This window comes from Limnohabitans sp. Bal53, assembly GCF_003063355.1.
Classification (GTDB): domain Bacteria; phylum Pseudomonadota; class Gammaproteobacteria; order Burkholderiales; family Burkholderiaceae_C; genus Limnohabitans_A.
The window spans coordinates 22,930-44,071 of sequence record NZ_NESH01000006.1; the positions used below are offsets into that span (position 1 = coordinate 22,930).

The 21,142-nt window shown below is 62.0% G+C and carries 26 protein-coding genes; 14 read left to right on the forward strand and 12 right to left on the reverse strand.

Going from position 1 to position 21,142, the window contains the following annotated elements; translation table 11 throughout:
• Positions 1-5: 5 nt before the first annotated feature.
• Both B9Z50_RS14495 and B9Z50_RS14500 read left to right on the forward strand, forming a co-directional pair.
• On the forward strand, positions 6-902 hold the full coding sequence (locus tag B9Z50_RS14495) for a DMT family transporter (RefSeq protein WP_108365481.1): 897 nt from the start codon (positions 6-8) through the stop codon (positions 900-902).
• A 70-nt stretch (positions 903-972) separates the two neighbouring features.
• Positions 973-1,455: a glutathione peroxidase gene (locus B9Z50_RS14500; RefSeq protein WP_108365482.1), complete on the forward strand. Its 483-nt coding sequence runs from the start codon at positions 973-975 to the stop codon at positions 1,453-1,455.
• A gap of 129 nt (positions 1,456-1,584) precedes the next feature.
• Here B9Z50_RS14500 and B9Z50_RS14505 read toward each other — a convergent pair whose 3' ends face one another.
• Positions 1,585-1,971: a hypothetical protein gene (locus B9Z50_RS14505; RefSeq protein ID WP_108365483.1), complete on the reverse strand. Its 387-nt coding sequence runs from the start codon at positions 1,969-1,971 to the stop codon at positions 1,585-1,587.
• Between the two features lie 200 nt (positions 1,972-2,171).
• On the opposite strand from B9Z50_RS14505, the gene B9Z50_RS14510 reads away from it, so the two are divergent.
• The 5 genes from B9Z50_RS14510 to B9Z50_RS17795 all read left to right on the forward strand — a co-directional run bounded on the left by B9Z50_RS14510 (position 2,172) and on the right by B9Z50_RS17795 (position 5,049).
• Positions 2,172-3,341, forward strand: coding sequence for an ATP-binding protein (locus tag B9Z50_RS14510; protein WP_108365484.1), 1,170 nt, complete (start codon positions 2,172-2,174; stop codon positions 3,339-3,341).
• Between the two features lie 107 nt (positions 3,342-3,448).
• Positions 3,449-4,012 carry an isochorismatase family protein gene (locus tag B9Z50_RS14515; protein WP_108365485.1) on the forward strand — a complete coding sequence of 188 codons (564 nt, stop codon included), beginning with the start codon at positions 3,449-3,451 and terminating at the stop codon, positions 4,010-4,012.
• 20 nt (positions 4,013-4,032) lie between these two features.
• The gene (locus B9Z50_RS14520) at positions 4,033-4,278 is read left to right on the forward strand and encodes a DUF1272 domain-containing protein (protein ID WP_108365486.1); all 246 of its coding nucleotides are present in this window, start codon (positions 4,033-4,035) and stop codon (positions 4,276-4,278) included.
• A gap of 49 nt (positions 4,279-4,327) precedes the next feature.
• On the forward strand, positions 4,328-4,723 hold the full coding sequence (locus tag B9Z50_RS17790; protein ID WP_199221759.1) for a hypothetical protein: 396 nt from the start codon (positions 4,328-4,330) through the stop codon (positions 4,721-4,723).
• 14 nt (positions 4,724-4,737) lie between these two features.
• Positions 4,738-5,049 (forward strand): helix-turn-helix domain-containing protein, encoded by a 312-nt coding sequence (locus B9Z50_RS17795; protein ID WP_199221760.1) that lies wholly within the window; start codon positions 4,738-4,740, stop codon positions 5,047-5,049.
• Positions 5,050-5,214: 165 nt separating this feature from the next.
• Here B9Z50_RS17795 and B9Z50_RS17500 read toward each other — a convergent pair whose 3' ends face one another.
• The 6 genes from B9Z50_RS17500 to glcE form a co-directional block, all read right to left on the reverse strand.
• Positions 5,215-5,415 (reverse strand): hypothetical protein, encoded by a 201-nt coding sequence (locus B9Z50_RS17500; protein WP_146183223.1) that lies wholly within the window; start codon positions 5,413-5,415, stop codon positions 5,215-5,217.
• 12 nt (positions 5,416-5,427) lie between these two features.
• Complete coding sequence (locus tag B9Z50_RS14530; RefSeq protein WP_108365487.1) at positions 5,428-5,802, reverse strand: XRE family transcriptional regulator; 375 nt, start codon at positions 5,800-5,802, stop codon at positions 5,428-5,430.
• 46 nt (positions 5,803-5,848) lie between these two features.
• On the reverse strand, positions 5,849-6,079 hold the full coding sequence (locus B9Z50_RS14535) for a DUF4287 domain-containing protein (protein WP_108365488.1): 231 nt from the start codon (positions 6,077-6,079) through the stop codon (positions 5,849-5,851).
• Between the two features lie 99 nt (positions 6,080-6,178).
• The gene (locus B9Z50_RS14540; RefSeq protein ID WP_108365489.1) at positions 6,179-6,457 is read right to left on the reverse strand and encodes a YciI family protein; all 279 of its coding nucleotides are present in this window, start codon (positions 6,455-6,457) and stop codon (positions 6,179-6,181) included.
• 59 nt (positions 6,458-6,516) lie between these two features.
• A complete protein-coding gene (glcF, locus tag B9Z50_RS14545; RefSeq protein ID WP_108365490.1) occupies positions 6,517-7,752 on the reverse strand; it encodes a glycolate oxidase subunit GlcF in 1,236 nt (411 codons plus the stop codon).
• 17 nt (positions 7,753-7,769) lie between these two features.
• Positions 7,770-8,915 carry a glycolate oxidase subunit GlcE gene (gene glcE, locus B9Z50_RS14550; RefSeq protein WP_108365491.1) on the reverse strand — a complete coding sequence of 382 codons (1,146 nt, stop codon included), beginning with the start codon at positions 8,913-8,915 and terminating at the stop codon, positions 7,770-7,772.
• A 173-nt stretch (positions 8,916-9,088) separates the two neighbouring features.
• Between glcE and B9Z50_RS14555 the strand changes: the two genes are divergently transcribed.
• A complete protein-coding gene (locus tag B9Z50_RS14555; protein ID WP_233249889.1) occupies positions 9,089-9,889 on the forward strand; it encodes a hypothetical protein in 801 nt (266 codons plus the stop codon).
• Positions 9,890-9,982: 93 nt separating this feature from the next.
• Here B9Z50_RS14555 and B9Z50_RS14560 read toward each other — a convergent pair whose 3' ends face one another.
• The 4 genes from B9Z50_RS14560 to B9Z50_RS14575 all read right to left on the reverse strand — a co-directional run bounded on the left by B9Z50_RS14560 (position 9,983) and on the right by B9Z50_RS14575 (position 13,701).
• Positions 9,983-11,089, reverse strand: coding sequence for an SMP-30/gluconolactonase/LRE family protein (locus B9Z50_RS14560; protein WP_370463083.1), 1,107 nt, complete (start codon positions 11,087-11,089; stop codon positions 9,983-9,985).
• Between the two features lie 137 nt (positions 11,090-11,226).
• Complete coding sequence (locus tag B9Z50_RS14565; protein WP_108365492.1) at positions 11,227-12,624, reverse strand: ammonium transporter; 1,398 nt, start codon at positions 12,622-12,624, stop codon at positions 11,227-11,229.
• Positions 12,625-12,646: 22 nt separating this feature from the next.
• Complete coding sequence (gene glnK, locus B9Z50_RS14570) at positions 12,647-12,985, reverse strand: P-II family nitrogen regulator (RefSeq protein ID WP_108365493.1); 339 nt, start codon at positions 12,983-12,985, stop codon at positions 12,647-12,649.
• Between the two features lie 35 nt (positions 12,986-13,020).
• Positions 13,021-13,701 (reverse strand): TorF family putative porin, encoded by a 681-nt coding sequence (locus B9Z50_RS14575; protein ID WP_108365494.1) that lies wholly within the window; start codon positions 13,699-13,701, stop codon positions 13,021-13,023.
• A gap of 383 nt (positions 13,702-14,084) precedes the next feature.
• On the opposite strand from B9Z50_RS14575, the gene B9Z50_RS14580 reads away from it, so the two are divergent.
• From B9Z50_RS14580 to B9Z50_RS17800, 5 genes are all read left to right on the forward strand, one after another.
• A complete protein-coding gene (locus B9Z50_RS14580) occupies positions 14,085-15,617 on the forward strand; it encodes a YifB family Mg chelatase-like AAA ATPase (protein WP_108365495.1) in 1,533 nt (510 codons plus the stop codon).
• A gap of 146 nt (positions 15,618-15,763) precedes the next feature.
• Positions 15,764-17,014 (forward strand): MFS transporter, encoded by a 1,251-nt coding sequence (locus B9Z50_RS14585; RefSeq protein ID WP_233249890.1) that lies wholly within the window; start codon positions 15,764-15,766, stop codon positions 17,012-17,014.
• Between the two features lie 125 nt (positions 17,015-17,139).
• The gene (locus B9Z50_RS14590; RefSeq protein ID WP_108365496.1) at positions 17,140-18,090 is read left to right on the forward strand and encodes a sulfurtransferase; all 951 of its coding nucleotides are present in this window, start codon (positions 17,140-17,142) and stop codon (positions 18,088-18,090) included.
• A 9-nt stretch (positions 18,091-18,099) separates the two neighbouring features.
• Positions 18,100-19,173: a YeeE/YedE thiosulfate transporter family protein gene (locus B9Z50_RS14595; RefSeq protein ID WP_108365497.1), complete on the forward strand. Its 1,074-nt coding sequence runs from the start codon at positions 18,100-18,102 to the stop codon at positions 19,171-19,173.
• A gap of 10 nt (positions 19,174-19,183) precedes the next feature.
• On the forward strand, positions 19,184-19,351 hold the full coding sequence (locus B9Z50_RS17800) for a hypothetical protein (RefSeq protein WP_199221761.1): 168 nt from the start codon (positions 19,184-19,186) through the stop codon (positions 19,349-19,351).
• Between the two features lie 25 nt (positions 19,352-19,376).
• On the opposite strand, the gene B9Z50_RS14600 is transcribed toward B9Z50_RS17800, so the two are convergent.
• Positions 19,377-20,318, reverse strand: a complete 942-nt coding sequence (locus B9Z50_RS14600) for an HTH-type transcriptional regulator ArgP (RefSeq protein ID WP_108365498.1) — start codon at positions 20,316-20,318, stop codon at positions 19,377-19,379.
• Between the two features lie 148 nt (positions 20,319-20,466).
• On the opposite strand from B9Z50_RS14600, the gene B9Z50_RS14605 reads away from it, so the two are divergent.
• Positions 20,467-21,132 (forward strand): LysE/ArgO family amino acid transporter, encoded by a 666-nt coding sequence (locus B9Z50_RS14605; protein ID WP_108365499.1) that lies wholly within the window; start codon positions 20,467-20,469, stop codon positions 21,130-21,132.
• Positions 21,133-21,142: the final 10 nt, after the last annotated feature.

Consider the following 21,142-nt stretch of genomic DNA (forward strand, 5'->3'; position numbering starts at 1 on the left):
CACGCATGGGCCGCACCTCCCCCAAAAGCCTGGCGATTGCCGGGCTCTTGTTCAACGCCTTTGTCTGGGGCGTGTGCTGGTGGCCCTTCAAACAACTCGAAGCCCAGGGCCTGCACCCGTTGTGGGCTACGGCGCTGGTCTACGCCTTCGTCTTTGTGTCCATCGCCTTGTGGTTGTGGCGCAGCGGGCAACTGCTGAGCTGGCGCGGCCACTCCGGGTTGTGGCTCTTGTTGCTGGCCTCGGGCCTGACCAATGTGGGCTTCAACTGGGCCGTGACGGTGGGCGACGTGGTGCGCGTGGTGCTGCTGTTTTATTTGATGCCGGCCTGGTCGGTGCTGGTGGCCTGGTGGCTGCTGGGTGAAAAACCCACCCCCATGGCCCTGCTGCGCTTGCTTTTAGCGCTGGCCGGTTTGTTCATCGTGCTCAAAACCCCCGAAACGCCTTGGCCCGTGCCCGAAAGCCTGGCCGATGGCCTGGCCCTGATGGGGGGTCTGACGTTTGCCATCACCAACGCCTTGCTGCTCAAACTCAAGGACACCCCCAGCTCGTCGCGCACCCTGGCCATGTTTGGCGGTGGCGCGGTCATGGCCACGCTAGCGGCCTTTGTGGGTTTGGCCACGGGCGTCGTGGTCATCGGCGCGGCCCCCACTTGGAGCTGGCTGCCCTTGGTGGCCCTGCTGAGCATCTCCTTTTTGTTGGGCAACCTGGCGCTGCAATACGGCGCCGCCCGCCTGGCCGCCCACACCACGGCACTGGTCATGCTGTCCGAAGTGCTGTTTGCCAGCGTGTCCTCGGTGCTGCTGGGCGCATCCAGCTGGGACAGCCGCACCCTGATCGGCGGGTCTTTGATCTTGCTGGCGGCGTTGCTGTCCATCGTCGGGCCGGGCCACAAGGCCAAATGACACAGCTTGTACCGCCATCGGCTGTCGCTGGCATGATGTCCTTTTGCCCACTTCCACCGGAAAGCACCCCATGAGCCTGTACGACCTCGAAGCCCAAAGCATCGACCACCAAACCGTGCCCCTGTCGCGCTACCAAGGTCAGGTGATGCTGATCGTCAACACCGCCAGCGCCTGCGGCTTCACACCCCAGTTCACTGGCCTTGAAAAGCTGCACAAAACCTACGCCGACCAAGGCTTGGCCGTGCTGGGCTTTCCCTGCAACCAGTTCGCCAGCCAAGACCCGGGCGAAGACGCACAGATTGCCAACTTTTGCCAAAAGAACTACGGCGTGAGCTTTCAGATGATGAGCAAGGTCAAAGTGAACGGCGACGACGCCCACCCGCTGTACCAATGGCTCACGGCTGAAGCGCCTGGCATTTTGGGCAGCAAGGCCATCAAATGGAACTTCACCAAATTTTTGGTGGGGCGCGACGGGCGTGTGATCAAGCGCTATGCGCCGCAAGATTCGCCCGAAAAGATCGCCAAGGACATTGAGGCGGCGCTGACGGCTTGATGGTGTTTTGATGTTATTTTGAGGGTAGTTTGATATCAAGTCATTGGCTTCCGTACCCGGCGGCTGGGGCTGCCAGACTGAACCAACGGCTCTGCATGAAGAGCCTCCAACCCATTCAAGCGCCTCGGCTCAAGCCCACCACGTCAGCACCGCCAACCACACCAACACAGCCGCGCCACCCCACACCAACACCCGCGTGCGCAGGCGCAACACTTCCACAGCACTGACCAAGCGCGCATTTTGTTCGGCCAACTCGGCCAGGGTTTCGGTGAGTTCGCGCTGGGTCTGGGCTTGGCGATCGATCTGGCCTTGCGCAGCGATCAAGGCGTTTTTAAGCTCGCCCAAGCTGGGCACCGCACTGACCGGGGTCGTTGTGGCGGGGGTGCCCGCTTCGCCTGGGGGCTGAGCGGGTTGGCGGTCCATCAGCTTGCGTGCGGCTTTGAGCACCGAAGGCGCGTGTTCGATCACATCGCCCCAGGGAATCACTTTGAGCGCCATCAACCAAGGTATCGCCATCGTCTTGTCCTTTGTTTGCGCTGAGCAAGCGCTGTCTGCCGTCCAGTGCTGAATCCTACCCGGGTGGGCATTTTGGCGTGCATCGGCGCTGGTCTTGCCGGATGAGGAAAAGGACTTATAGGGCTGGCAACTCAGGTCGGCGAGGCAGGATTTATCCATTAAACATTGAAATACCAACGTCACACGTTAAAATTTCAAGGATGATTGACCGTCAAACCCTCACCACGCTGTCTGAGCGCCTGCACGAAGCCCCGGCAGTGGTGCTGCTCGGACCGCGTCAGGTCGGCAAAACCACCTTGGCGCTCACGCTGGCCGACACCTGGCCAGCTGGCTCAACTTACCTCGATCTGGAACGTCCGGCAGACCGTTTGCGGCTGCAAGACGCCGACGCATTTTTGCGCGCTCAAGGCGGCAAATTGGTCATCCTCGATGAAATCCACCGCATGCCGGGCCTGTTTGAAGTCCTGCGCGGCATCATCGACGAGCGCCGCCGTGCAGGCCAGCGCTTTGGCCATTTCTTGCTGCTGGGATCTGCCTCGCTTGACTTGATGCAGCAAAGCAGTGAAACGCTGGCCGGGCGCGTGGCTTATCTGGAGATTGGCCCTGTTCACGGGCTCGAATGGCCCGCCGCCGATCTGGACACGCTGTGGCTGCGTGGCGGTTTTCCGGACAGCCTCTTGGCCGCCAGCGATGGGGCCAGCCTGCGCTGGCGCGAAGACTTTGTGCGCAGCTACCTGCAACGCGACGTGCCCATGTTTGCGCCACGCCTGCCGGCCGAAACCGTGGGGCGCCTGTGGACCATGCTGGCACACCAACAAGGCGCTCTGCTGCAACAAAGCCGTTTGGCCAGTGGCTTGGGCGTGAGCAGCCCGGCAGTAGAGCGCTACATCGACTTGCTGGTAGACCTGCAACTGGTGCGCCGCCTGCGGCCCTGGAGCGGCAATGTGGGCAAACGCCTGGTCAAAGCGCCCAAGGTCTATGTGCGCGACAGCGGGCTGGTGCACGCTTTGCTGGGCTTAGGCAGCTTGCATGACCTGGCAGGTCACCCTGTGTGCGGCCCAAGTTTTGAGGGCTTTTGCATCGACAACCTGATGGCCGCCGCCCACCCGCAATGCACGGCTTACAGCTACCGCACTCATACGGGTGCCGAGATCGACCTGCTGATTGAGCGTGCCGGTCAGCCGTGGATGGCCATCGAAATCAAACGATCCACCGCGCCCACACTGAGCAAGGGCTTCGACATCGCCTGCGCAGACCTGAACATCGACCAGCGCTATGTGGTTTATCCCGGCACCGAACGCTTTCCGATGCGTTACGGCACACAAGCGATTGGCTTGGTGGAGTTGATGCAGGTGCTACGCGAGGCTTGATCGGCAAGGCTGTCCTTTTTCGTCCCCTTCTGGTCTTGCCCAGCCCTGTGCAACGCCCGGTCTGATTCGCACCATGACGACATGTTCAACGCCTGAGCCAGCGCACCATGACCCGCCTCACCAAGCCACCCAAATCCGCTCTGCTCATCATCGATGTGCAGCCATCTTTTTTGCACATGCCTTATTGGTCGTCTGGCCATGAAGCGCCATTTCAGCAAGCGCTCCTGAAGCTGGAAGCAGGTTGTCGCGCAGCGGATGTACCGGTGGTGCACATTTTTCACATCGACGACGATGCACCTTTTCGTGCCGACTCGGGCCTGATCCGTGCCATGGACTGGCTGCCGGGCGAGCCCGCCGCACGCTTTGACAAGCATGTGCACAACGCCTTCACCGACACCGGGCTCGACAACTGGCTGCGCCGTCAAGGCGTGCAGCGCCTCATCATCAGCGGCATCCGCACAGAGCAGTGCTGCGAGACCACAGCCCGAGTGGGCTCGGACTTGGGTTATGCGGTGGACTTTGTGTCTGAAGCGACGCTGACTTTCCCGATGACGCACAAAAGCAGCGGCCAGACCTTCAGCGCCCAAGACATCACCACACGCACCGAGCTGGTGTTGGCCAACAGCATTGCGCGCATCGTGAACGTGGATACTTGCCTGTCCAGCCTTTAAACCGCCCACCGGGGAACCCCATGCTCCAACTGCGCCCCAACTGTGAATGCTGTAACCGCGACCTGCCGCCTGCGGCGCAAGATGCACGCATCTGCTCGTTTGAATGCACTTTTTGCGCCGACTGCGCCGACACCCACCTGCACGGCTACTGCCCCAACTGCGGCGGCGAACTGGTGCGCCGCCCGGTGCGGCCAGCAGCCAAGCTGTTGAACAACCCGGCTTCGACCGAACGGGTGTTCAAACCGCAGGGCTGCGCGTCCGAATGACTGGCCTTTAAAAACCAGGCATGACAGTCAAGCTGCACAACCGCTGGCCATGGAAAACTTGAATCTGTCGGTTTATCTGGTTGTCACGCCCGGCGTGTTGATGCTCGACTACGCTGGCCCGGCCGAAGCCCTGCGCATGGCGCGAGACATGGGCGCACCGCTCACGCTGTACACCTGCGGGCCGCTGCCCGATGTGCCCACATCGCTGGACACCCAACTGACCGGGCTTGAACCCTTGCCCCAGCCACTGCCGCCCAACAGCCAGGTGCTGATCACCGGCAACAGCCACGAACGCGAAGACTATGCAACGCCCGCAGCTCAGCAAGTGGTGAGCTGGCTGCAAACCGCCATGCGGCCGGTGCCGCACTGGCAGCGCAAGTGGCACGGCGCTTGGTGTTGTACACCCGGCGCGGCCCCAACGACCCACAGCTGTCGCCCTGGTTAGCGCACCGCAACCACATGCACCCAGCGGTGCACCGCGCACAAGACGCCATCGCGCAAAGCCTGAGCCAAGACCCGGCCCACCGCTGGTCATTGGACGAACTGGCCAATGTGGCGTGCGTGAGCTCCCGGCATTTGTCGCGTCTGTTCATGCAACACACGGGTATCAGCGTGCTGGACTACCAGCAGCAACTGCGCATGGCGCGTGCGCAAGAGTTGATGGCGCACAAACCGTCACTGACCCAGGAGCAACTGGCCGAGGCCTGCGGCTTTGCATCGGCAAGGGATTTCAGGCGGGTGTGGGGAAGCTGGGGATCGCGCATTTCATAAAGTCAAACGACGCTGCTCGCTCAAATATGCTCCGTCCAAATACTGAGCCAACACATCCATGTCAGCATGGCGCACATTTAAGCGACTGAACAGATCTTGCTGCTGCGCATGCACTTGATCGGGATGCGCTAGGCTGCCACCTCTAAGCCGAACCGAACCATCCAATCAACCAAATAGTTTTAACAGCCCTGCTTCTTGATCTGGCGTGTACATCACTACGCCCACAGGAATTTTGTGATTCGTTTGATCCAGATGCGCAGCGCCCACAATACGCGTTGAGAATTGATCAGAAGAAAGTTCCGTGCTGTGCTTCTCAGCAGAATAGCCCGGGGCTTTGACAATATATGCAAATTTTTTAAGCAGCATCAGACCATGAACTCATGCTGTATTTGAGTTGACTGAACCAGGTCTCAACACATCTCCCGGCCTGCGCGACATGCGTCGACTGCGCTGGCGCACCGCCTCAATGTCCTGCTCCAGCGCGTTCAGGTCTTGCGCCGGAGCGGCCACTTCAGGCAGCGCAGCATGACGCCCCATGAGCCACAGCGCCGTGGCATAGACACCCATGCCCACCGAAGGATCGCCCTTTTCCATGCGGATGAGCGTGGGCACCGACACCGCCATGCGACTGGCCCAGGCGCGCAGGCTTTCCTTGCGGCGCTGGCGAGCCAGTGCCAGGTTTTCACCCAAATCTCTCAGCGCCTTGGCGGCTGAAGCGGGCAATTGATCGGCGGCAAGAGAGGGTTTTGGCATAACACAAACTTTAACAGAACGCGTTTTTTATGCCGTTTTATGAAACTCAATCGGCTTGGCCAGCGCTTGCGTTCTGCGCCCGGTGGTAGGCCACCAGCGCGTTGGCGTGGCCGTGGCCCAGGCCGTGCTCGGTCTTGAGGTGCGCCACCTGCTCCATGTGCTTTTTGCCTTGCATGCCGTCCAGCATGCTCAACCAATGCGACACAGGTTGCCCGTAGGTTTTTTCAATCGAGGGGAAATACGATGCCGGACCCTGAACTTTGCCTGTTGTGGCCATGGTGTGCTCCTGATTGTTTTTGCTCTGCCCGAGCGACCCGGTAAATGCCGGGTGCCATTAAAAACAGCAGTGCCATGGATGATATCTATCCGTCTGGCATCAAATCAGCACTTGCCGTTCACTGTTGGCTTTGGACCAGTGCAGGATTTCATAGCTTTGCCGCAGCCCTGCCAGATAAAAAGGATCGGTCTGAAGCAGCGCTTCAAGCTGTTGTTTGGATGCGGCTTGCGCGATCCACAAACCGCCTTTGGGCGTTTGTGAAGGTTCATGCCGCAACGACCCGCCCACAGGGATCACATCCCTGTGCCGCTCCAACCAATCGATGTGCGCCTGCAAATACTCAGCCCGGACGTGTCCGTGATCGGGCTTGTCGGTCAAAAAACAGCAAACAACATGTGGGAACACCCTTCACACGATCCGCCTGACCGCCCTCTTTTTTAACGGATTGCCTCATCGAGCAACTCCACCCAGTGCCGTACAGGCAAGCCGCTGCCGCTTTGCAGGTGGGTGATGCAGCCGATGTTGGCGCTCAGCACGCCCTGGGGCTCCAGTGCATTCAAGTGGCCCAGCTTGCGGTCGCGCAGTTGCTTGGACAAATCGGGGTTGAGCACGCTGTAAGTGCCGGCTGAGCCGCAGCACAGGTGCGACTCATTGGCCGTGACCTTGATCTTGAACCCCAGATCGCCCAAATGCTTTTCGACACCGCCTTTGAGTTGCTGGCCGTGTTGCAGCGTGCAGGGTGGGTGGTAGGCCTGCAGGCCTGCGGCTTTCAATGCTTCGGGTTTGAGCTTGCCCTTGAGCAACGGCACCAGCTCGGGCAGCAACTCGCTCAGGTCTTTGGTCAACGCACCGATGCGAGCGGCTTTGTCGGCATAAGCTGGGTCGTCTTTCAGCACATGGCCATAGTCCTTGACCATCACGCCGCAGCCCGAGGCGTTCATGATGATGGCTTCGACTTCACCCGACGCGACCAACGGCCACCAGGCATCAATATTGGCGCGCATGTGGTCCTTGCCACCGTCATGGTCGTTCAGGTGGAATTTGACGGCGCCGCAGCAACCGGCCTTGGGGGCGGTCACGGCTTGTATGCCTGCGGCGTCGAGCACGCGGGCGGTGGCGCTGTTGATGTTGGGGCTCATGCTCGGCTGCACACAACCGGCCAGCATCAGCACCTTGCGGTCGTGCTGCGCCGTGGGCCAGGCACCGGCGTTTTGCGGCGCGGGCACTTTGGCTTTCAGGCTTTCGGGCAGCAGGCCGCGCACCATCTGGCCCATCTTCATGGCGGGGGCAAACAGCGGCGAAGGCAGGCCTTCTTTGAGTGCCCAGCGCACCAGCTTTTCGCTGGCGGGGCGCTCAACTTTGGCATCCACCAGTTTGCGGCCAATGTCGACCAAGTGGCCGTATTGCACGCCGCTCGGGCAAGTGCTTTCGCAGTTGCGGCAAGTCAGGCACCGGTCCAGGTGCATCTGGGTTTTGCGGGTGGGCGTTTCGCCTTCAAGCACCGCCTTCATCAAATAGATGCGGCCACGCGGGCCGTCCAACTCGTCGCCCAGCAACTGGTAGGTGGGGCAAGTGGCGGTGCAAAAGCCGCAGTGCACACACTTGCGCAAGATGGCTTCGGCTTCTAGGCCATCGGGGGTGTTTTGGTATTCGGGGGCGAGATTGGTTTGCATGGAGGTTCGTCCCGCGATCAGAGTGGGTGCAGGCGACCGGTGGCGAACACGCCTTTCGGGTCAAACTGTTTTTGCAATTGTTGCTGGATGCGCTTTTGCACGGCGTCCAGCGGGGTGTTCACGCCCACGGATTTGTCCGCCTCAGCATGGGCGACCCTGACTCTGGACAGCGTGGCATGGCCACCGACCTTCTGCGCCACTTCACGCAAAGTCACTGCGGCCGATGCGGGAGCCCACAGCCAGCGCTGCGCGCCTTGCCATTCAATGTATTGGGCGAAAGGCAAATCCAGCACCGGCGCGGTTTGTGGCACCGACAGCCGCCAGAGGCAGGCATCCGGGCTGGGCGCATCAAAGAAAGGCAAGGTTTGCTCGCCACTGCCACGCCAGTCTTGCGCGGCTTCGGCGTTGTCCATGGCTTGCACTTGGGCGCCCAAAGCTACGGCATCGGCTGCCATCTTGCCGGTGGCCGACTGCACCGCCGCCACCGCACCGCGCAGGCGCACAAACAAATAGTCCGCCGCAGGCTGGGCGGTGGTGTCGCGCACCCAGGCGCTGGCATTCAGGGGCAGGGGGTGGCCACCCCAGCGGTGCAGCAAATCAAGTGCCGGGCCTTGGGCCAGGCCCGCGATCATCAAAGTCGCCTCGGCCGGGGCCACCGGCAAGACCTTGAGGCTGACCTCCGTGATCAGGCCCAGCGTGCCCCAGCTGCCGGCCATGAGGCGGCTCACGTCGTAACCCGCCACGTTTTTCATGACCTGGCCGCCAAAGGTCAGGTGCTCGCCCAAGCCGTTGATGAAACGGGCGCCGAGCACATAGTCGCGCACAGCGCCAGCGGTGGCACGGGCCGGGCCGCTCAGACCGGAAGCGACCATGCCGCCCACCGTCGCACCAGATCCAAAGTGCGGTGGCTCAAACGCCAGGCACTGCCCTTTTTCAGCCAAAGCAGCTTCCAGCTCGACCAGCGGCGTGCCGCAGCGGGCCGTGACCACCAACTCGCTGGGCTCGTAACTCACGATGCCCTGGTAAGACCGTGTGTCGAGCACCTCGCCCGTGAGGCTTTGGCCCCAAAAATCTTTGGTGCCGCCACCGCGCAAGCGCAAAGTGCGGCCATCCGCAGCGGCTTGGCGCACGGCATCGATAAGGGAATTGAGTTGAGCTTCCATGGGTAAAGATGGTAACGCCCGCGCCCTGACGCGTGCGTGAATTTTTTGAACGGGCAGGTTGTGGGAAATTGCTTCTTCTGAGCTTTTCGAATGCAGCAAGGGCAGTCACCGCAAAGGGGGTATTTGAATTATTAGGTATTCTTTGCAGGATGAAGCCTTTGCCCCGCAACCCCATGCCCCCACCGAACCTGGGCCACTTACGCAGTCTTGCCATCGAGCGAGTCAAAAAACGCCTGATGCAGGCGTCATTCCCCAGGCTACAGATGACGCTGATCGTTGCACTCACGGGCGGGGTGGGCTTGCTGTCTTCATTGGTCATGTTGCCCTTGGGCGTAGAGACCATGGCGATCCGCTACCCCTTGGCGCTGGCGGTGGCCTATTTGTTCTTTCTGTTCCTGATGTGGCTGTGGCTGCGGACAAAGGCACAAGACTACCTCGACATGCCAGATTGGACCCATGCCTTGCCTGGACCGAGAACGTCCACCCGTTTGCCTGATTTCAAAAGCGGCGGTGGTGGTGATTTCAGCGGCGGCGGTGCCACTGGCTCTTTTAACGGCGGAGCGACATCGCTGCCTTCGGACGCTTCTTCACCTTTGGGGGCGGTCGGTGAGTCCCTCGGGGCTGTGGCCGAAGCTGACGATCTGGCCATCCCACTCCTGGCCATCACCTTGGTCATCGGCGCGGTCACCGGGTTGGCGCTCGCATGTTTCTACCTTGTCTACCTTGCCCCCATTCTTTTTGCAGAGGTGCTGGTCGACGGTGCGCTTTCCTACGCCCTTGTCCGCCATTTGCGCGGGCAATCGCCTCAGCATTGGCTGTCAAGCACCTTGCGGCGTACCGCGCTGCCCTTTGCTGCAACGGCCCTGTTCCTGGTTGCAGTCGGTTCGGCCATGGCCGCTTACGCACCCCATGCGACATCTGTCGGCGAAGTCATTCATCAGGCCATGGGCCAGCCGTCAACGGGGCCGCGCTGAAGGTTGGCTCGGTTGACCTTCAACGAATCGAACAAACCGCTGAAAAGTTCAAAGCCATCGCCCCGCTCTCAACTGATCCAGGCATGACGGGGATCAAATGCCTGACTGATCCCGCAGACGATCAATGAGTTCATTGGTGATTTTCACCCCTCTTGCTGGCAAGGGCTCGATACCCAAATCCGCCAATTTTTTTGGAACCCGGTCCACAAACCCATTTACCGGCACCCCCGCCACATCCACCCGCATCGCCCACACGCACCCCGCACCGGGGTACTGCGCCAGCTCCGCCTGGCTGCGACCATGCCGGGCAGTGGTGATGAACAAGGTCTTGAGGTCCTCCCCGCCAAAGCAGGGCATGGTGGGGCACAGCGCCGGGGTGGGCAGATCGGCCAGCACTTCACCTTGTGGCGACAGGCGCAGCAGTCGCCCACCTTCATATTGAGCAGACCAGTAGCAGCCCTCAGAATCCACAGCCGCGCCGTCGGGACGGCCGCCATAGAACTCAGCATCACCCCAAGTCCACCCGGCGGGCTTGGGAGCCATGTGGTGGAAGACGCGCCCAGCACTCAGTTGGCCGCTCGCGGCGTCAAAGTCAAAAGCACGCACCTGGTGTGCGGCCGTGTCGGCCCAATAAGCCGTGCGGCCGTCGGGCGACCAAGCCAGGCCGTTGGCGGTGACCACACCGTCCTTGTCGCCACCCAGCATGGCATGCAGGCCTTGGCCGTCCAGCATGTACAACACGCCTAACTTCTGGTCTTTCGGCTCGTACAGGCTGCCGGCCCAAAATCGGCCTTGGGCATCGCACTTGCCGTCGTTGAAGCGTTGCTTGCCCGTGTCATACGGCGCAGCCGCCAGCAGCTGCAAGGGGCCACCCCACTCGCGTGCCAGATAAATGCCATCGCGCAGCGCCATGACCAAGCCGCCACCTTGCACGGGGGCGATGCAGCCCGGCTCCTGGGTCAAAGGCCAATAGTCGACCGGTCCTTGAGCCTGCAGGCCTTGCACCCCCACGCGGCCAATACGCCGGCCGGGGATGTCCACCCAATACAAGCGCTCTTCTTGCGGGTGCCAAAAAGGCGATTCGCCCAAGCCATCGGGTTCGGTGGTCAGGGCGGTCCAGTGGGGTATCAACAAGGCAGGTGCGGGCATGCAATCCATTGTGCCCGAGGCCGTGAGACCCAGCGCCGCGTCAGCGGGCACGTACCCCGATCAATCCTCAGGCCCTAGCAGCCAAAACCTCACCTCCCAAAGAAACAGCCCGCAGGGCCGAAGCACTGCGGGCTGATGAGGGGGTGGCTTTCGCCACCGCTTGCAATGAAATTTGCAGTGACCGGCTTTTAGCCGTGGTAGGCCGACTCACCGTGTGAGGAGATGTCCAGACCTTCGCGCTCTTCTTCTTCCGTGACACGCAGACCCACCAACATGTCCACGATCTTGAAAGCCACATAAGCGACGATGGCAGACCAAACCATGGTGATGACCACGCCCTCGGCCTGGACAAACAACTGGCTGGCAATCGAGTAATCGCCGCCCTTGATGCCGCCCAACGAAGCCGCCGAGAACACGCCGGTCAGCAAGGCACCCACGATACCGCCTACGCCGTGCACACCGAACACGTCCAGCGAATCGTCTGCGCCCAGCATCTTCTTCAGACCCGTCACGCCCCACAGGCACAGGAAGCCAGAGACGAGGCCGATGATGATGGCGCCCATGACACCCACCGTACCGCAAGCGGGGGTGATGGCGACCAAGCCAGCCACGGCACCCGAAGCTGCACCCAGCATGGAGGCTTTGCCTTTGGTCAGGGTCTCGCCGACGCACCAGGCCAGCACCGCAGCCGCAGTGGCCATCAAGGTGTTGATGAAGGCCAGGGTGGTGCCACCGTTGGCTTCCAGGTTAGAGCCCGCGTTGAAACCGAACCAACCCACCCACAGCAAGGAAGCACCCACCATGGTCAAGGTCAGGCTGTGCGGGGCCATCGATTCACGGCCGTAACCCAAACGCTTGCCAATCACATAAGCACCCACCAAACCAGCCATGGCCGCGTTGATGTGCACCACCGTGCCGCCAGCGAAGTCCAAAGCACCCTTGTCAAACAGGTAACCACCAGCACCCCAAACCATGTGTGCAATGGGCAGGTAGCTGAAAGTGAACCAGATGGTGCAGAACAACAACACGGCTGCGAACTTGATGCGCTCGGCAAAAGAGCCGACGATCAGCGCGCAGGTGATGCCCGCAAAGGTGCACTGGAAAGCGATGAAGATGAACTCGGGGATCATCACGCCAGGCGTGAAGGTCGCTGCCAATGAGTCGGGTGTGACGCCTTTGAGGAACAACTTGTCAAAGTTGCCATAGATCAGGCCCTCGCCGCCAAACGCCAGGCTGTAGCCGTAAACGGCCCACAACACCGAGATCAGCGAGAACACCACCATGACCTGCATCAGTACCGACAGCATGTTCTTGCTGCGCACCAAGCCGCCGTAAAACAGCGCCAGGCCCGGAATGACCATCATGATGACCAACACGGTGGAGATCATCATCCAGGTGACGTCGCCCTTGTCGACGGTTTCCTTGATGGCGGCCGCGGCCGCTTCGGCTGCAGGTGCGGCATCGGCCGAAGCCGGCGCAGTCACGGCTGCAGGGGTATCGGTGGCAGCTGGGGTCTGGGCCAGCGCCAGCGTGCCCGAAGCCAACAAACTCAGGCCCAAGGCCAGTGAGACAAACAGTTTTTTCATATGCAACTCTCTTTCTGATCCATCAAAGGGCTTCGCCGCCGGTTTCACCGGTGCGGATGCGAACCACTTGTTCGAGGTCGTACACGAAGATCTTGCCGTCGCCGATCTTGCCGGTGCGGGCACCGGATTCGATGGCTTCGATCACGCGCTCGACCAGGTCCTCCGAAACAGCGGCTTCGATCTTCACTTTGGGCAAAAAGTCGACCACGTATTCCGCGCCACGGTACAGCTCGGTATGGCCCTTTTGACGGCCGAAGCCTTTGACTTCGGTCACGGTGATGCCCTGCACGCCGATGCCCGAAAGTGCTTCACGCACCTCGTCCAGCTTGAAGGGTTTGATGATGGCGGTCACCAGTTTCATGATGGCTCCTTGGATTGAATGAGGTTAGGTCCAGCTCACATGGCTTTGGACAGGGACAAAACCACGCGGTTGTCGTTGGCAAAGCCGTAAGCCGCCTTCTTGGTCGCACCCACATAGGCACCGCCCAAGCTGTAACCGTCGCCCAGGTCATAAGACAGGCCCAGGCTGTAGTCAGAAAAATCAGTGCCTGACTTGAAGTTCGTCATGCCCACGGCGGCTTTGAGCGTCAGACCGGTGGTCAGTTCGGTGGCGTAACCAACGTTGAAGTAAGAAGCCTTGGAGCCACCGAAGTACTGGCTCGACACAGTCTGTGAATATTTGGCCGAGAAGGGGCCATAGCTCAAGCCGCCATAAACCTCGGTGGTGTTGGCTGCCGAAGCACCTGGGTAGGCATACACCAGCACGCCCACGTCATAACCCAAGCCCGGGCTCAGTTCACCCTTGTAGCCGCCGTAAACATCCATCTCCAGCGAGTTGCCAGACAGCCAGTTCACGCTGGAGTTCCAGTTACCCACATACAAACCATTGCCAAAGGCGTAGTCAAAACCACCCTGCAAAGCGGGCTTGAAATCAGCCGATTTGGAAGCGTCCTGATCCTGTCCCCGGAACTTGTAGTTGGTGGTCAGGGAAATGTTGCTCGACAGTTGGGCGCTGGCGACAAAAGGCAAAACAGCGAACAGGGAAACCAACAAAGATTTTTGAGTAACGAATTTCATGAAGAACTCCAAAAGTAAATAAAGGACATAGTCTTTAAGCAGGGACCGTGCCAAGCTGTTGGCCACACCCCTGCATAGGCATTGAGGGACGTTTTTCCCTCTGAACGGGCACCCCCGGCATTCCACTCCGTTCGCTGGACATGCACTGTGGGCCAGCACACCCAGTGCGCACCAATTTGAGGCATTGGCGACTTTCGGGTCTCAGTTTGGTGCGCGAACACGCATGGCCAGGCCCAGATGCACGCCTTGACACCTTTGCGGTGCACGCACGGACCCACGCCCGTCTGAGTGCGTGAGCGGCGTGCTTGACAGACCCACAACACTCACCCAAAACAGCAGCCCTCCTCTACACTGGTGCCCATAAAAAAGAGGGAGGACGAGACATGGCACTGGCCACCATCCACAGCCGCGCCCTGGTGGGCCTGACCGCTCCGGCCGTCATGGTCGAGGTGCATCTGGCCAATGGCCTGCCCAGCTTCACGCTGGTGGGGCTGGCCGATGTCGAAGTCAAGGAAGCCCGCGAGCGCGTGCGCTCGGCCCTGCAAAACAGCGGGCTGGACTTTCCGCACAACCAGCGCATCACCGTGAACTTGGCCCCGGCCGATTTGCCCAAGGATTCAGGACGGCTGGACTTGCCGATTGCGCTGGGCATCTTGGCGGCCAGCGGCCAGATCGATGCCAGCAAGCTGGCGGGTCACGAGTTCGCGGGCGAGCTGTCACTGTCAGGCGAATTGCGCCCGGTGCGCGGCGCCTTGGCCATGAGCCTGGTGCTTCGCCAGCAGCATGTGCGCACCCGGCTGGTGTTGCCACCGGGCAGCGCCGAGGAGGCGGCCCTGGTGCCCGATGCCGAAGTTTTTCGTGCCCAGCACCTGCTGGATGTGGTGCAGCAGTTTTTACCGCCCTCCAGCGAGGCCCCGCCCGAGCCCACCGACGGCTGGGCCCGCATGGCCGCCACCACGCCCAGCGCACCACCGCGCTACGCCGACTTGGCCGACGTGAAAGGCCAAGCGGGCGTCAAGCGCGTGCTGGAGATCGCCGCCGCCGGTGGGCATTCGCTTTTGATGGTCGGCCCGCCAGGCTCGGGCAAGTCGATGCTGGCGCAGCGCTTTGCGGGTTTGCTCCCGCCCATGTCGATTGAGGACGCGCTGGAATCGGCAGCTGTGGCCAGCCTGGCCGGACGCTTTGATCTGAGCCAATGGGCACAGCGCCCCACAGGCCAGCCCCACCACTCGGCCAGTGCGGTGGCTTTGGTGGGCGGCGGCTCGCCCCCGCGCCCCGGCGAAATTTCGCTGGCGCACCACGGCGTGCTGTTTCTGGACGAACTGCCGGAGTTCCCGCGTGCGGCGCTCGAAGCCCTGCGCGAACCGCTGGAGACGGGCAGCATCACCATCGCCCGGGCCGCACGGCGGGCCGAATTTCCGGCGCGCTTCCAACTGATCGCGGCCATGAACCCCTGCCCCTGCGGCTATTTGGGGAGCAGCACTCGGGCCTGCCGCTGCTCACCCGATCAGGTCAGCCGCTACCAAGGCAAGCTCAGCGGCCCCTTGCTCGACCGCATCGACCTGCACATCGAAGTGCCCAGTCTGGGTGCGCAAGACCTGCTGAACGCCCCACCCGGCGAAAGCACAGCGGCCATCGCCACCCGCAGCGGGGCCGCCCGTGAACGCGCGCTGGCACGCCAAGGCTGCACCAACGCCGCCCTGCAAGGCCAGGCCATCGACCAAGAATCGCGGCTGGAGGACAGCGCTACTGCCTTGCTGCAAAAAGCCGCCACCAAACTCGGCTGGAGCGGGCGCAGTGTGCACCGCAGCCTCAAAGTCGCCCGCACCATCGCCGACCTGGCAGGCAGTGACACGATCGCTTCGGTGCATGTGGCCGAGGCCCTGCAGTACCGGCGGGTGTTACAGGGGCAGTGAGCACTGGGCTCCTTTTTTCGTCCTAGCGAAGCAAGAAGCGACCAATGGACTGCCGCGCTGCGCTCGCAGTGACGGAGGGGAGCCGTCATCGCGAGGAACGAAGCGATCCATGCATCACTGCATCAACGACCCCGGATAATCGGCGCATGCCCGCCACACGCCAGATGCCTCCTCATCCCACAGCACTGGGACCCTTCAGCGTCTGGCTGTCCCTGCCTCAGCTGATCACCTGGGGCAGCGTTTTCTACACTTTTTCCTTGCTCATGGTGCCTCTGGAGGCCGAGCTGGGCATGGGGCGGGCTGAGTCTTCGCTCGCGTTCAGCCTGGCGCTGCTGGCCGAAGGGCTGATGGCTTACTGGGTGGGTCGCTGGATCGATGCCGGACACGAGCGACGGGTGATGACGCTGGGCTCGGTGTGGGTGGGCTTGGGGCTGCTGGGGCACAGCTTTGTGACTTCGGTGGCGGGCTTTTATGCCGCCTGGATCTGGCTGGGCCTGGGCATGGCGGCCACGCTGTACAACCCGGCGTTTGCGGTGGTCACACGGCGCTTTGCCCAAGACTTTCGCCGCGCCATCATCACACTCACGTTTTTGGGCGGGCTGGCCAGCACGGTGTTCATTCCGCTGTTTGCCTGGTGGATGGCGTTGTGGGGCTGGCGGCAAGCCTTGTGGGCTTTGGCTGCGCTGCAGCTGCTGGTGTGCGCGCCTTTGCACGGCTGGTTGTTGCACGGGGCGCCGCGCCCCCACACCAGCCACACCAGCCACACCGACCGCACGCAGCCCCAACACGCCGAGACGCAGAACCCCGCCGTAACCGTGCGCGAGCACCTGCACCATGCGCCGTTTTGGTTGCTGGCCTTGTTCATGGTGCTGACCATGTCGGTGACTTCAGCCCTGCCCGCGCACATGATCGCCTTGCTGCAGGAATCTGGGCTGTCCCCCGCTTGGGTGCTGGCCATTCCAGCGGCCATTGGGGTGATTCAGGTGCTGGGGCGCTGGGTGCTGTTTGTGTTTGAGCGTTATTGGGATGTGCACGCTGCCAACCGCTGGATTCCGACCCTCATCCCGGCGGGGATCGTGGCCTTGCTGATCGGTGGGCTGAGCCCTGTGGCCTCGCTGGTGTTTGTGGTGCTTTACGGCCTAGGCAATGGCATGAACACCATCGTCAAAGGCACGGCCATGGCGCAGTACGTGAGCCGCGCGCATGTAGGCCAACTCAATGGTTTGCTGGGTTTGCCGATTGCGCTGGCCCGCGCTGCGGCACCCCTGATCCTGGGTTTGCTCTGGTCTCCGCAGCACGGTTACACCCTGGCGCTGTGGTGGCTGCTGGCGGCCAGTTTGCTGGGCACTGGGGCGCTGTGGGCGGCACAACGCTTCGCCCTTCAAGCCACACGCTGAGCCGAGTTCTTCGCGTCTTTATATCTGCACTGGCATATATAACCAACAAAAAAATCGTTCCCATGTCTGAAGCGGCTGGCCAAAATCGCGCCATCTTCTGTTCATCACCTTCTGGAACGACCCTCATGAAACGCATCTCTGCCCTGGTTCTGGCCTTGTCGGCCACAGCTTTTTCTTTGCCCGCTTTGGCCGCCCAGCCCCTGCTCAGCCCTGCCGAGCTGCAAGCCAAACTGTCCGATGCCAACGTGCGCGTGATCGACATCCGCGACCCCAAGTCATACGCCGCCAACCACATCCCCGGCGCCCTCAATGCGCCTTATGGCACTTGGCGCGGCCCGGCCAACAACCCTGGCGAGTTGCCTGCCCTGCCCAAGCTGACCACCTTGGTACAAAGCCTGGGCCTGACCCCCAGCACGCACGCGGTGATTGTGTCCAGCGGTGCGGATGCCACCGACTTTGGGGCTTCGGCTCGGGTTTACTGGACGCTCAAGGTTTTGGGTCTGAAAGAGCTGTCGGTGCTCAACGGCGGCGTCAAGGGCTGGACCACAGCTGGTTTGCCACAAAACAACCAGGCCGTGAAAGTCGCGGCCAGCAGCTTCCAGCCACAAATCGACCCCAGTCTGGTCGCCACCAAAGAAGAGCTGGTGGCCCGTGTGAAAGCCGGTGACGCTGCCTTGATCGACGCACGCCCGGCCGAATTCTTCAAAGGTGACACCCGCCATGTGGCCGCCAGCGTGCCCGGCACCTTGCAAGGCGCGGTGAACGTGGAGCACTACAAATGGTTTGCGCCCGGCACATCCACTTTTGTGAGCACCGATCAGGCCCAAAAAGTGGCAGCCGCCAGCCCGATCGACCCGGACAAAGAAACCGTGTCGTTTTGCAACACCGGCCACTGGGCCGCGACCAACTGGTTTGCCATGTCCGAAGTGCTGGGCCAGAAAAACGTGAAGCTCTATGCGGGCTCCATGGTGGAGTGGTCCAAAGACGCCAGCGGCCTGCCCATGGCCAACGTGCCCAGCCGCCCCAAGCAGCTCCTGATCGACGCCAAGTTCTGGGCCGAGAAAACCTTCAAATAAGCACAGGTCATGAAACGCCTTCCTTTGGCGGCCTTGCTGGCCGCCTTTTTCATCTTTTTGGCACTGTCCGTGTCCATCCGCCAAGCCGTGCTGATGCTGGTGGGCGTGGGCATGGGCGCGGCTTTGGCCGCCGCCCGCTTTGGTTTCACCACCGGCTGGCGTCAGCTCATTGAGCAACGCAACCCACAAGGCGTCACCGGCCAGGTGCTGCTGCTGGCCTTGGCCAGTTTGGCGGCCCTGCCGCTGCTGGGCCAGTTCTCTGAACTGCACGCCGCCTTGGGCCCCCCCAGCGTGAGCCTGCTGGTGGGCGCCTTTGTGTTCGGGCTGACCATGCAAATTGCCGACGGCTGCGGCTCGGGCAGTTTGTACAAGGCGGGCCTGGGCGTGCCGCTGAACATGGGCATCTTGCCGCTGTTCGCCTTGGGCAGTTTTTTAGGCTCGGTGCACCTGGACAGCTGGTTGTCACTGGGCCAAACGGCCCCGGTCAGTTTTTCTGCCGAATACGGCACGGGCGGCGCTTTGGCCTTGACGCTGGCCCTGCTGGCCGCCGTGTTGGTGGCCGTTCGCCTGTGGGTGGGCGCAGGCCAAAGCTGGTTCGACAAACGCTGGGTCTGGGGCGCGGTGGCGCTCGCCGTTTTGGCCACATTGAATTTGTTGCTGGCTGGGCAGCCTTGGGGCGTGGTGTACGGCTTTGGCCTGTGGGCGGCCAAGATCTCGGTGGCGCTGGGCGCTTTTGACCCCACAGCCAACGCGTTTTGGGGCCAGGCGGGCAACGCGCAGCGCCTGACGCAAACCGTGTTCATGGACGTGACCACCATCACCAACATCGGCATTCTGGGCGGTGCGCTGTGGGTCTCCGCCAAGGCCCCGGCCAGCAACAAGCCCCTGACCACGCAGCAATGGATCATTGGCCTGGTGGCCGGTTTCGTCATGGGTTACAGCTCGCGCCTGGCCTTTGGGTGCAACATCGGCGCCATGTTGAGCGGCATCTCCACCGGCAGCTTGCACGGCTGGCTTTGGGTACCTCTGGCCTTTGCGGGCACGCTCATTGGCGTGCGCGTGCGCCGCCACTACCAGTTCTGATGGAGGCCACATGAACACGACGCACCAACTGCAAGCGGTTTTCTGGCTGACGCTGGCCGCTTTTTTGGCCTGGGACTTTCAGGCCTCCGACCCGGTGGACCTGCGCAATGAACCACCCCTGATCGCTGCAGGCTCCGGCCAGGCCAGCAGCGGGGGGCATTGCTCGATGGCGAAGTGACCGAGCCCCATCATTGGCAACGCCTTCACACCTGAACTTGCCGCAAATGCAATCGCGCAGCGGCTTTGACGGCTTCGGTCAAGCGCTGGGCTGAGGGGGCCTCTCGGGCCCAGTGCTGCCAGTACAGGGCCACATCCACCGTGGCACCGGGCAGCAGCTCCTGCAGGGTTTGCGCAGGGTCCGCCTGCAGCGCAGCGCGTTGCGCCAAGTGCTGCTCGGGCACCATGCCCCAGCCCAAGCCCAATTCGATGGCGGTCTCGAAGGCCTCGACCGCCGGGGCGAAGTGGCGTGGGTAGTGGGGTTGCTGCAGGCCAAAGTGCTGGGCCAAAAATGCGTCTTGCAAGGCGTCCTTGCGGTTGAAGATGACCGCCGGCTGGGCCAACATTTTGTGCAGTGACACCGCGCCGCTGGGCGTTTGGGAGCGCTTGACCACCGCAGGCGTGGCCACACAGCAATAGCGCATGATGCCCAGCGGCTCGGCCACGCAGCCGCGCATGGGCTCGGCCAAGGTGCTCACACAACCGATCACGTCGCCGCTTTTGAGGGCGTCGTGCGTGTGGTCTTGGTCGTCGATCAGGATTTCGAGCAACAAATGGTGCTTCAGCAGCAAAGGGGCCACACCGGGCAAAAACCAGCTGGCCACCGAGTCGGCGTTGACGGCCACGCTCAGCGATTGCCAGCGCTGGGCCTTGCGCGGACCGCTTGGGGCAGACGTGCCTTGCAGGCCGCCCAGCAAGTCGGCCTCCATCATGCGCACTTGTTTGACATGGGCCAGCAAGCTCTGCCCAGCCGGGGTGGCCCGCACCTGCTTGCCCCGCACCAGCAGTCGCTGGCCGAGGGTGTCTTCCAACGCCTTGATGCGCAAGGACACGGCCGCCAAAGTGAGCGACAGCGCCTGGGCCGCCGCACCAAAACTGCCGTGCTCGACCACGGCGGCCAGGGCTTCGAGTTGACGGGCGTCCAGCATGATTGAATTAAATATTTATTGAGTGATATGAGTTTAATTCAACTTGGTTTAAATCAAGGCGCTTGACGCGCACACTCGTGGCCATTCACCGGCAGCCTCATCAAGCTGCCCCAGCATCACACCGCCTCTAAGGCGCCCGGAGATTCCCATGGTTCTGAGCATTCCCACTTTCACCGCCGGCATGGTGCTGAGCATCTCGCTGATCATGGCCATTGGCCCACAAAACGCGCATGTGCTGCGCATGGGTCTGCAGCGCCAGCACCTGTGGCTGACGGTGACCGTCTGCGCCGTGGCCGATGTGGCGCTGATTGGCCTGGGCGTGCTGGGTCTGGCACAGCTGGGGGGGCTGAGCGACAAACTGCACGGCGCACTGGTGGGTGCTGGCATGCTGTTTTTGGCGGTCTATGGCTGGCAAGCTTTTCAGCGGTTTTTGCAGCCCCGTGTTTTGTCATTGGATCTGCCTTCCGGCGACACCTCCTGCGCATCGGTGAACACCGCGGCCAGCCCCCGGCCAGAACCCGTCACGCGTCGGCAAGCCGTGCTGTCGGCGCTGGCGTTTTCCTGGCTCAACCCACACGCGTGGCTGGACACGGCCGTGCTGATCGGCACCGCCTCGCTGGCCTATGGGCAAGGCAGCACGATCTTCGGTCTGGGCGCAGCGGCGGGCTCTTTGCTCTGGTTTTTGGTGTTGGGCACAGCCGCCTTCTGGCTCGGCCGTCGCCTGCATTCCCTGCACATCTGGCGTGCACTCGACGGCGCCGTGGCGCTGATGATGTGGGGCACAGCGCTGTGGCTGGGGTTCAGTCTGGTTTGAGCGCGACCGA

Bases quoted from the DNA above. Each gene is read 5' to 3' on its own strand.
- glcE (WP_108365491.1), bottom strand. From the start codon at position 8,915: ATGGAAGCTCAACTCAATTCCCTTATCGATGCCGTGCGCCAAGCCGCT.
- B9Z50_RS14495 (WP_108365481.1), top strand. From the start codon at position 6: ATGGGCCGCACCTCCCCCAAAAGCCTGGCGATTGCCGGGCTCTTGTTC.
- B9Z50_RS17795 (WP_199221760.1), top strand. From the start codon at position 4,738: ATGCACCCAGCGGTGCACCGCGCACAAGACGCCATCGCGCAAAGCCTG.
- B9Z50_RS14580 (WP_108365495.1), top strand. From the start codon at position 14,085: ATGGCACTGGCCACCATCCACAGCCGCGCCCTGGTGGGCCTGACCGCT.
- B9Z50_RS17790 (WP_199221759.1), top strand. From the start codon at position 4,328: ATGGAAAACTTGAATCTGTCGGTTTATCTGGTTGTCACGCCCGGCGTG.
- B9Z50_RS14520 (WP_108365486.1), top strand. From the start codon at position 4,033: ATGCTCCAACTGCGCCCCAACTGTGAATGCTGTAACCGCGACCTGCCG.
- B9Z50_RS14505 (WP_108365483.1), bottom strand. From the start codon at position 1,971: ATGGCGATACCTTGGTTGATGGCGCTCAAAGTGATTCCCTGGGGCGAT.
- B9Z50_RS14565 (WP_108365492.1), bottom strand. From the start codon at position 12,624: ATGAAAAAACTGTTTGTCTCACTGGCCTTGGGCCTGAGTTTGTTGGCT.
- B9Z50_RS14605 (WP_108365499.1), top strand. From the start codon at position 20,467: ATGGTTCTGAGCATTCCCACTTTCACCGCCGGCATGGTGCTGAGCATC.
- B9Z50_RS14590 (WP_108365496.1), top strand. From the start codon at position 17,140: ATGAAACGCATCTCTGCCCTGGTTCTGGCCTTGTCGGCCACAGCTTTT.
- glcF (WP_108365490.1), bottom strand. From the start codon at position 7,752: ATGCAAACCAATCTCGCCCCCGAATACCAAAACACCCCCGATGGCCTA.
- B9Z50_RS17800 (WP_199221761.1), top strand. From the start codon at position 19,184: ATGAACACGACGCACCAACTGCAAGCGGTTTTCTGGCTGACGCTGGCC.
- B9Z50_RS14530 (WP_108365487.1), bottom strand. From the start codon at position 5,802: ATGCCAAAACCCTCTCTTGCCGCCGATCAATTGCCCGCTTCAGCCGCC.
- B9Z50_RS14510 (WP_108365484.1), top strand. From the start codon at position 2,172: ATGATTGACCGTCAAACCCTCACCACGCTGTCTGAGCGCCTGCACGAA.
- B9Z50_RS14535 (WP_108365488.1), bottom strand. From the start codon at position 6,079: ATGGCCACAACAGGCAAAGTTCAGGGTCCGGCATCGTATTTCCCCTCG.
- B9Z50_RS14575 (WP_108365494.1), bottom strand. From the start codon at position 13,701: ATGAAATTCGTTACTCAAAAATCTTTGTTGGTTTCCCTGTTCGCTGTT.
- B9Z50_RS14600 (WP_108365498.1), bottom strand. From the start codon at position 20,318: ATGCTGGACGCCCGTCAACTCGAAGCCCTGGCCGCCGTGGTCGAGCAC.
- B9Z50_RS14500 (WP_108365482.1), top strand. From the start codon at position 973: ATGAGCCTGTACGACCTCGAAGCCCAAAGCATCGACCACCAAACCGTG.
- B9Z50_RS14555 (WP_233249889.1), top strand. From the start codon at position 9,089: ATGCCCCCACCGAACCTGGGCCACTTACGCAGTCTTGCCATCGAGCGA.
- glnK (WP_108365493.1), bottom strand. From the start codon at position 12,985: ATGAAACTGGTGACCGCCATCATCAAACCCTTCAAGCTGGACGAGGTG.
- B9Z50_RS17500 (WP_146183223.1), bottom strand. From the start codon at position 5,415: ATGCTGCTTAAAAAATTTGCATATATTGTCAAAGCCCCGGGCTATTCT.
- B9Z50_RS14515 (WP_108365485.1), top strand. From the start codon at position 3,449: ATGACCCGCCTCACCAAGCCACCCAAATCCGCTCTGCTCATCATCGAT.
- B9Z50_RS14585 (WP_233249890.1), top strand. From the start codon at position 15,764: ATGCCCGCCACACGCCAGATGCCTCCTCATCCCACAGCACTGGGACCC.
- B9Z50_RS14595 (WP_108365497.1), top strand. From the start codon at position 18,100: ATGAAACGCCTTCCTTTGGCGGCCTTGCTGGCCGCCTTTTTCATCTTT.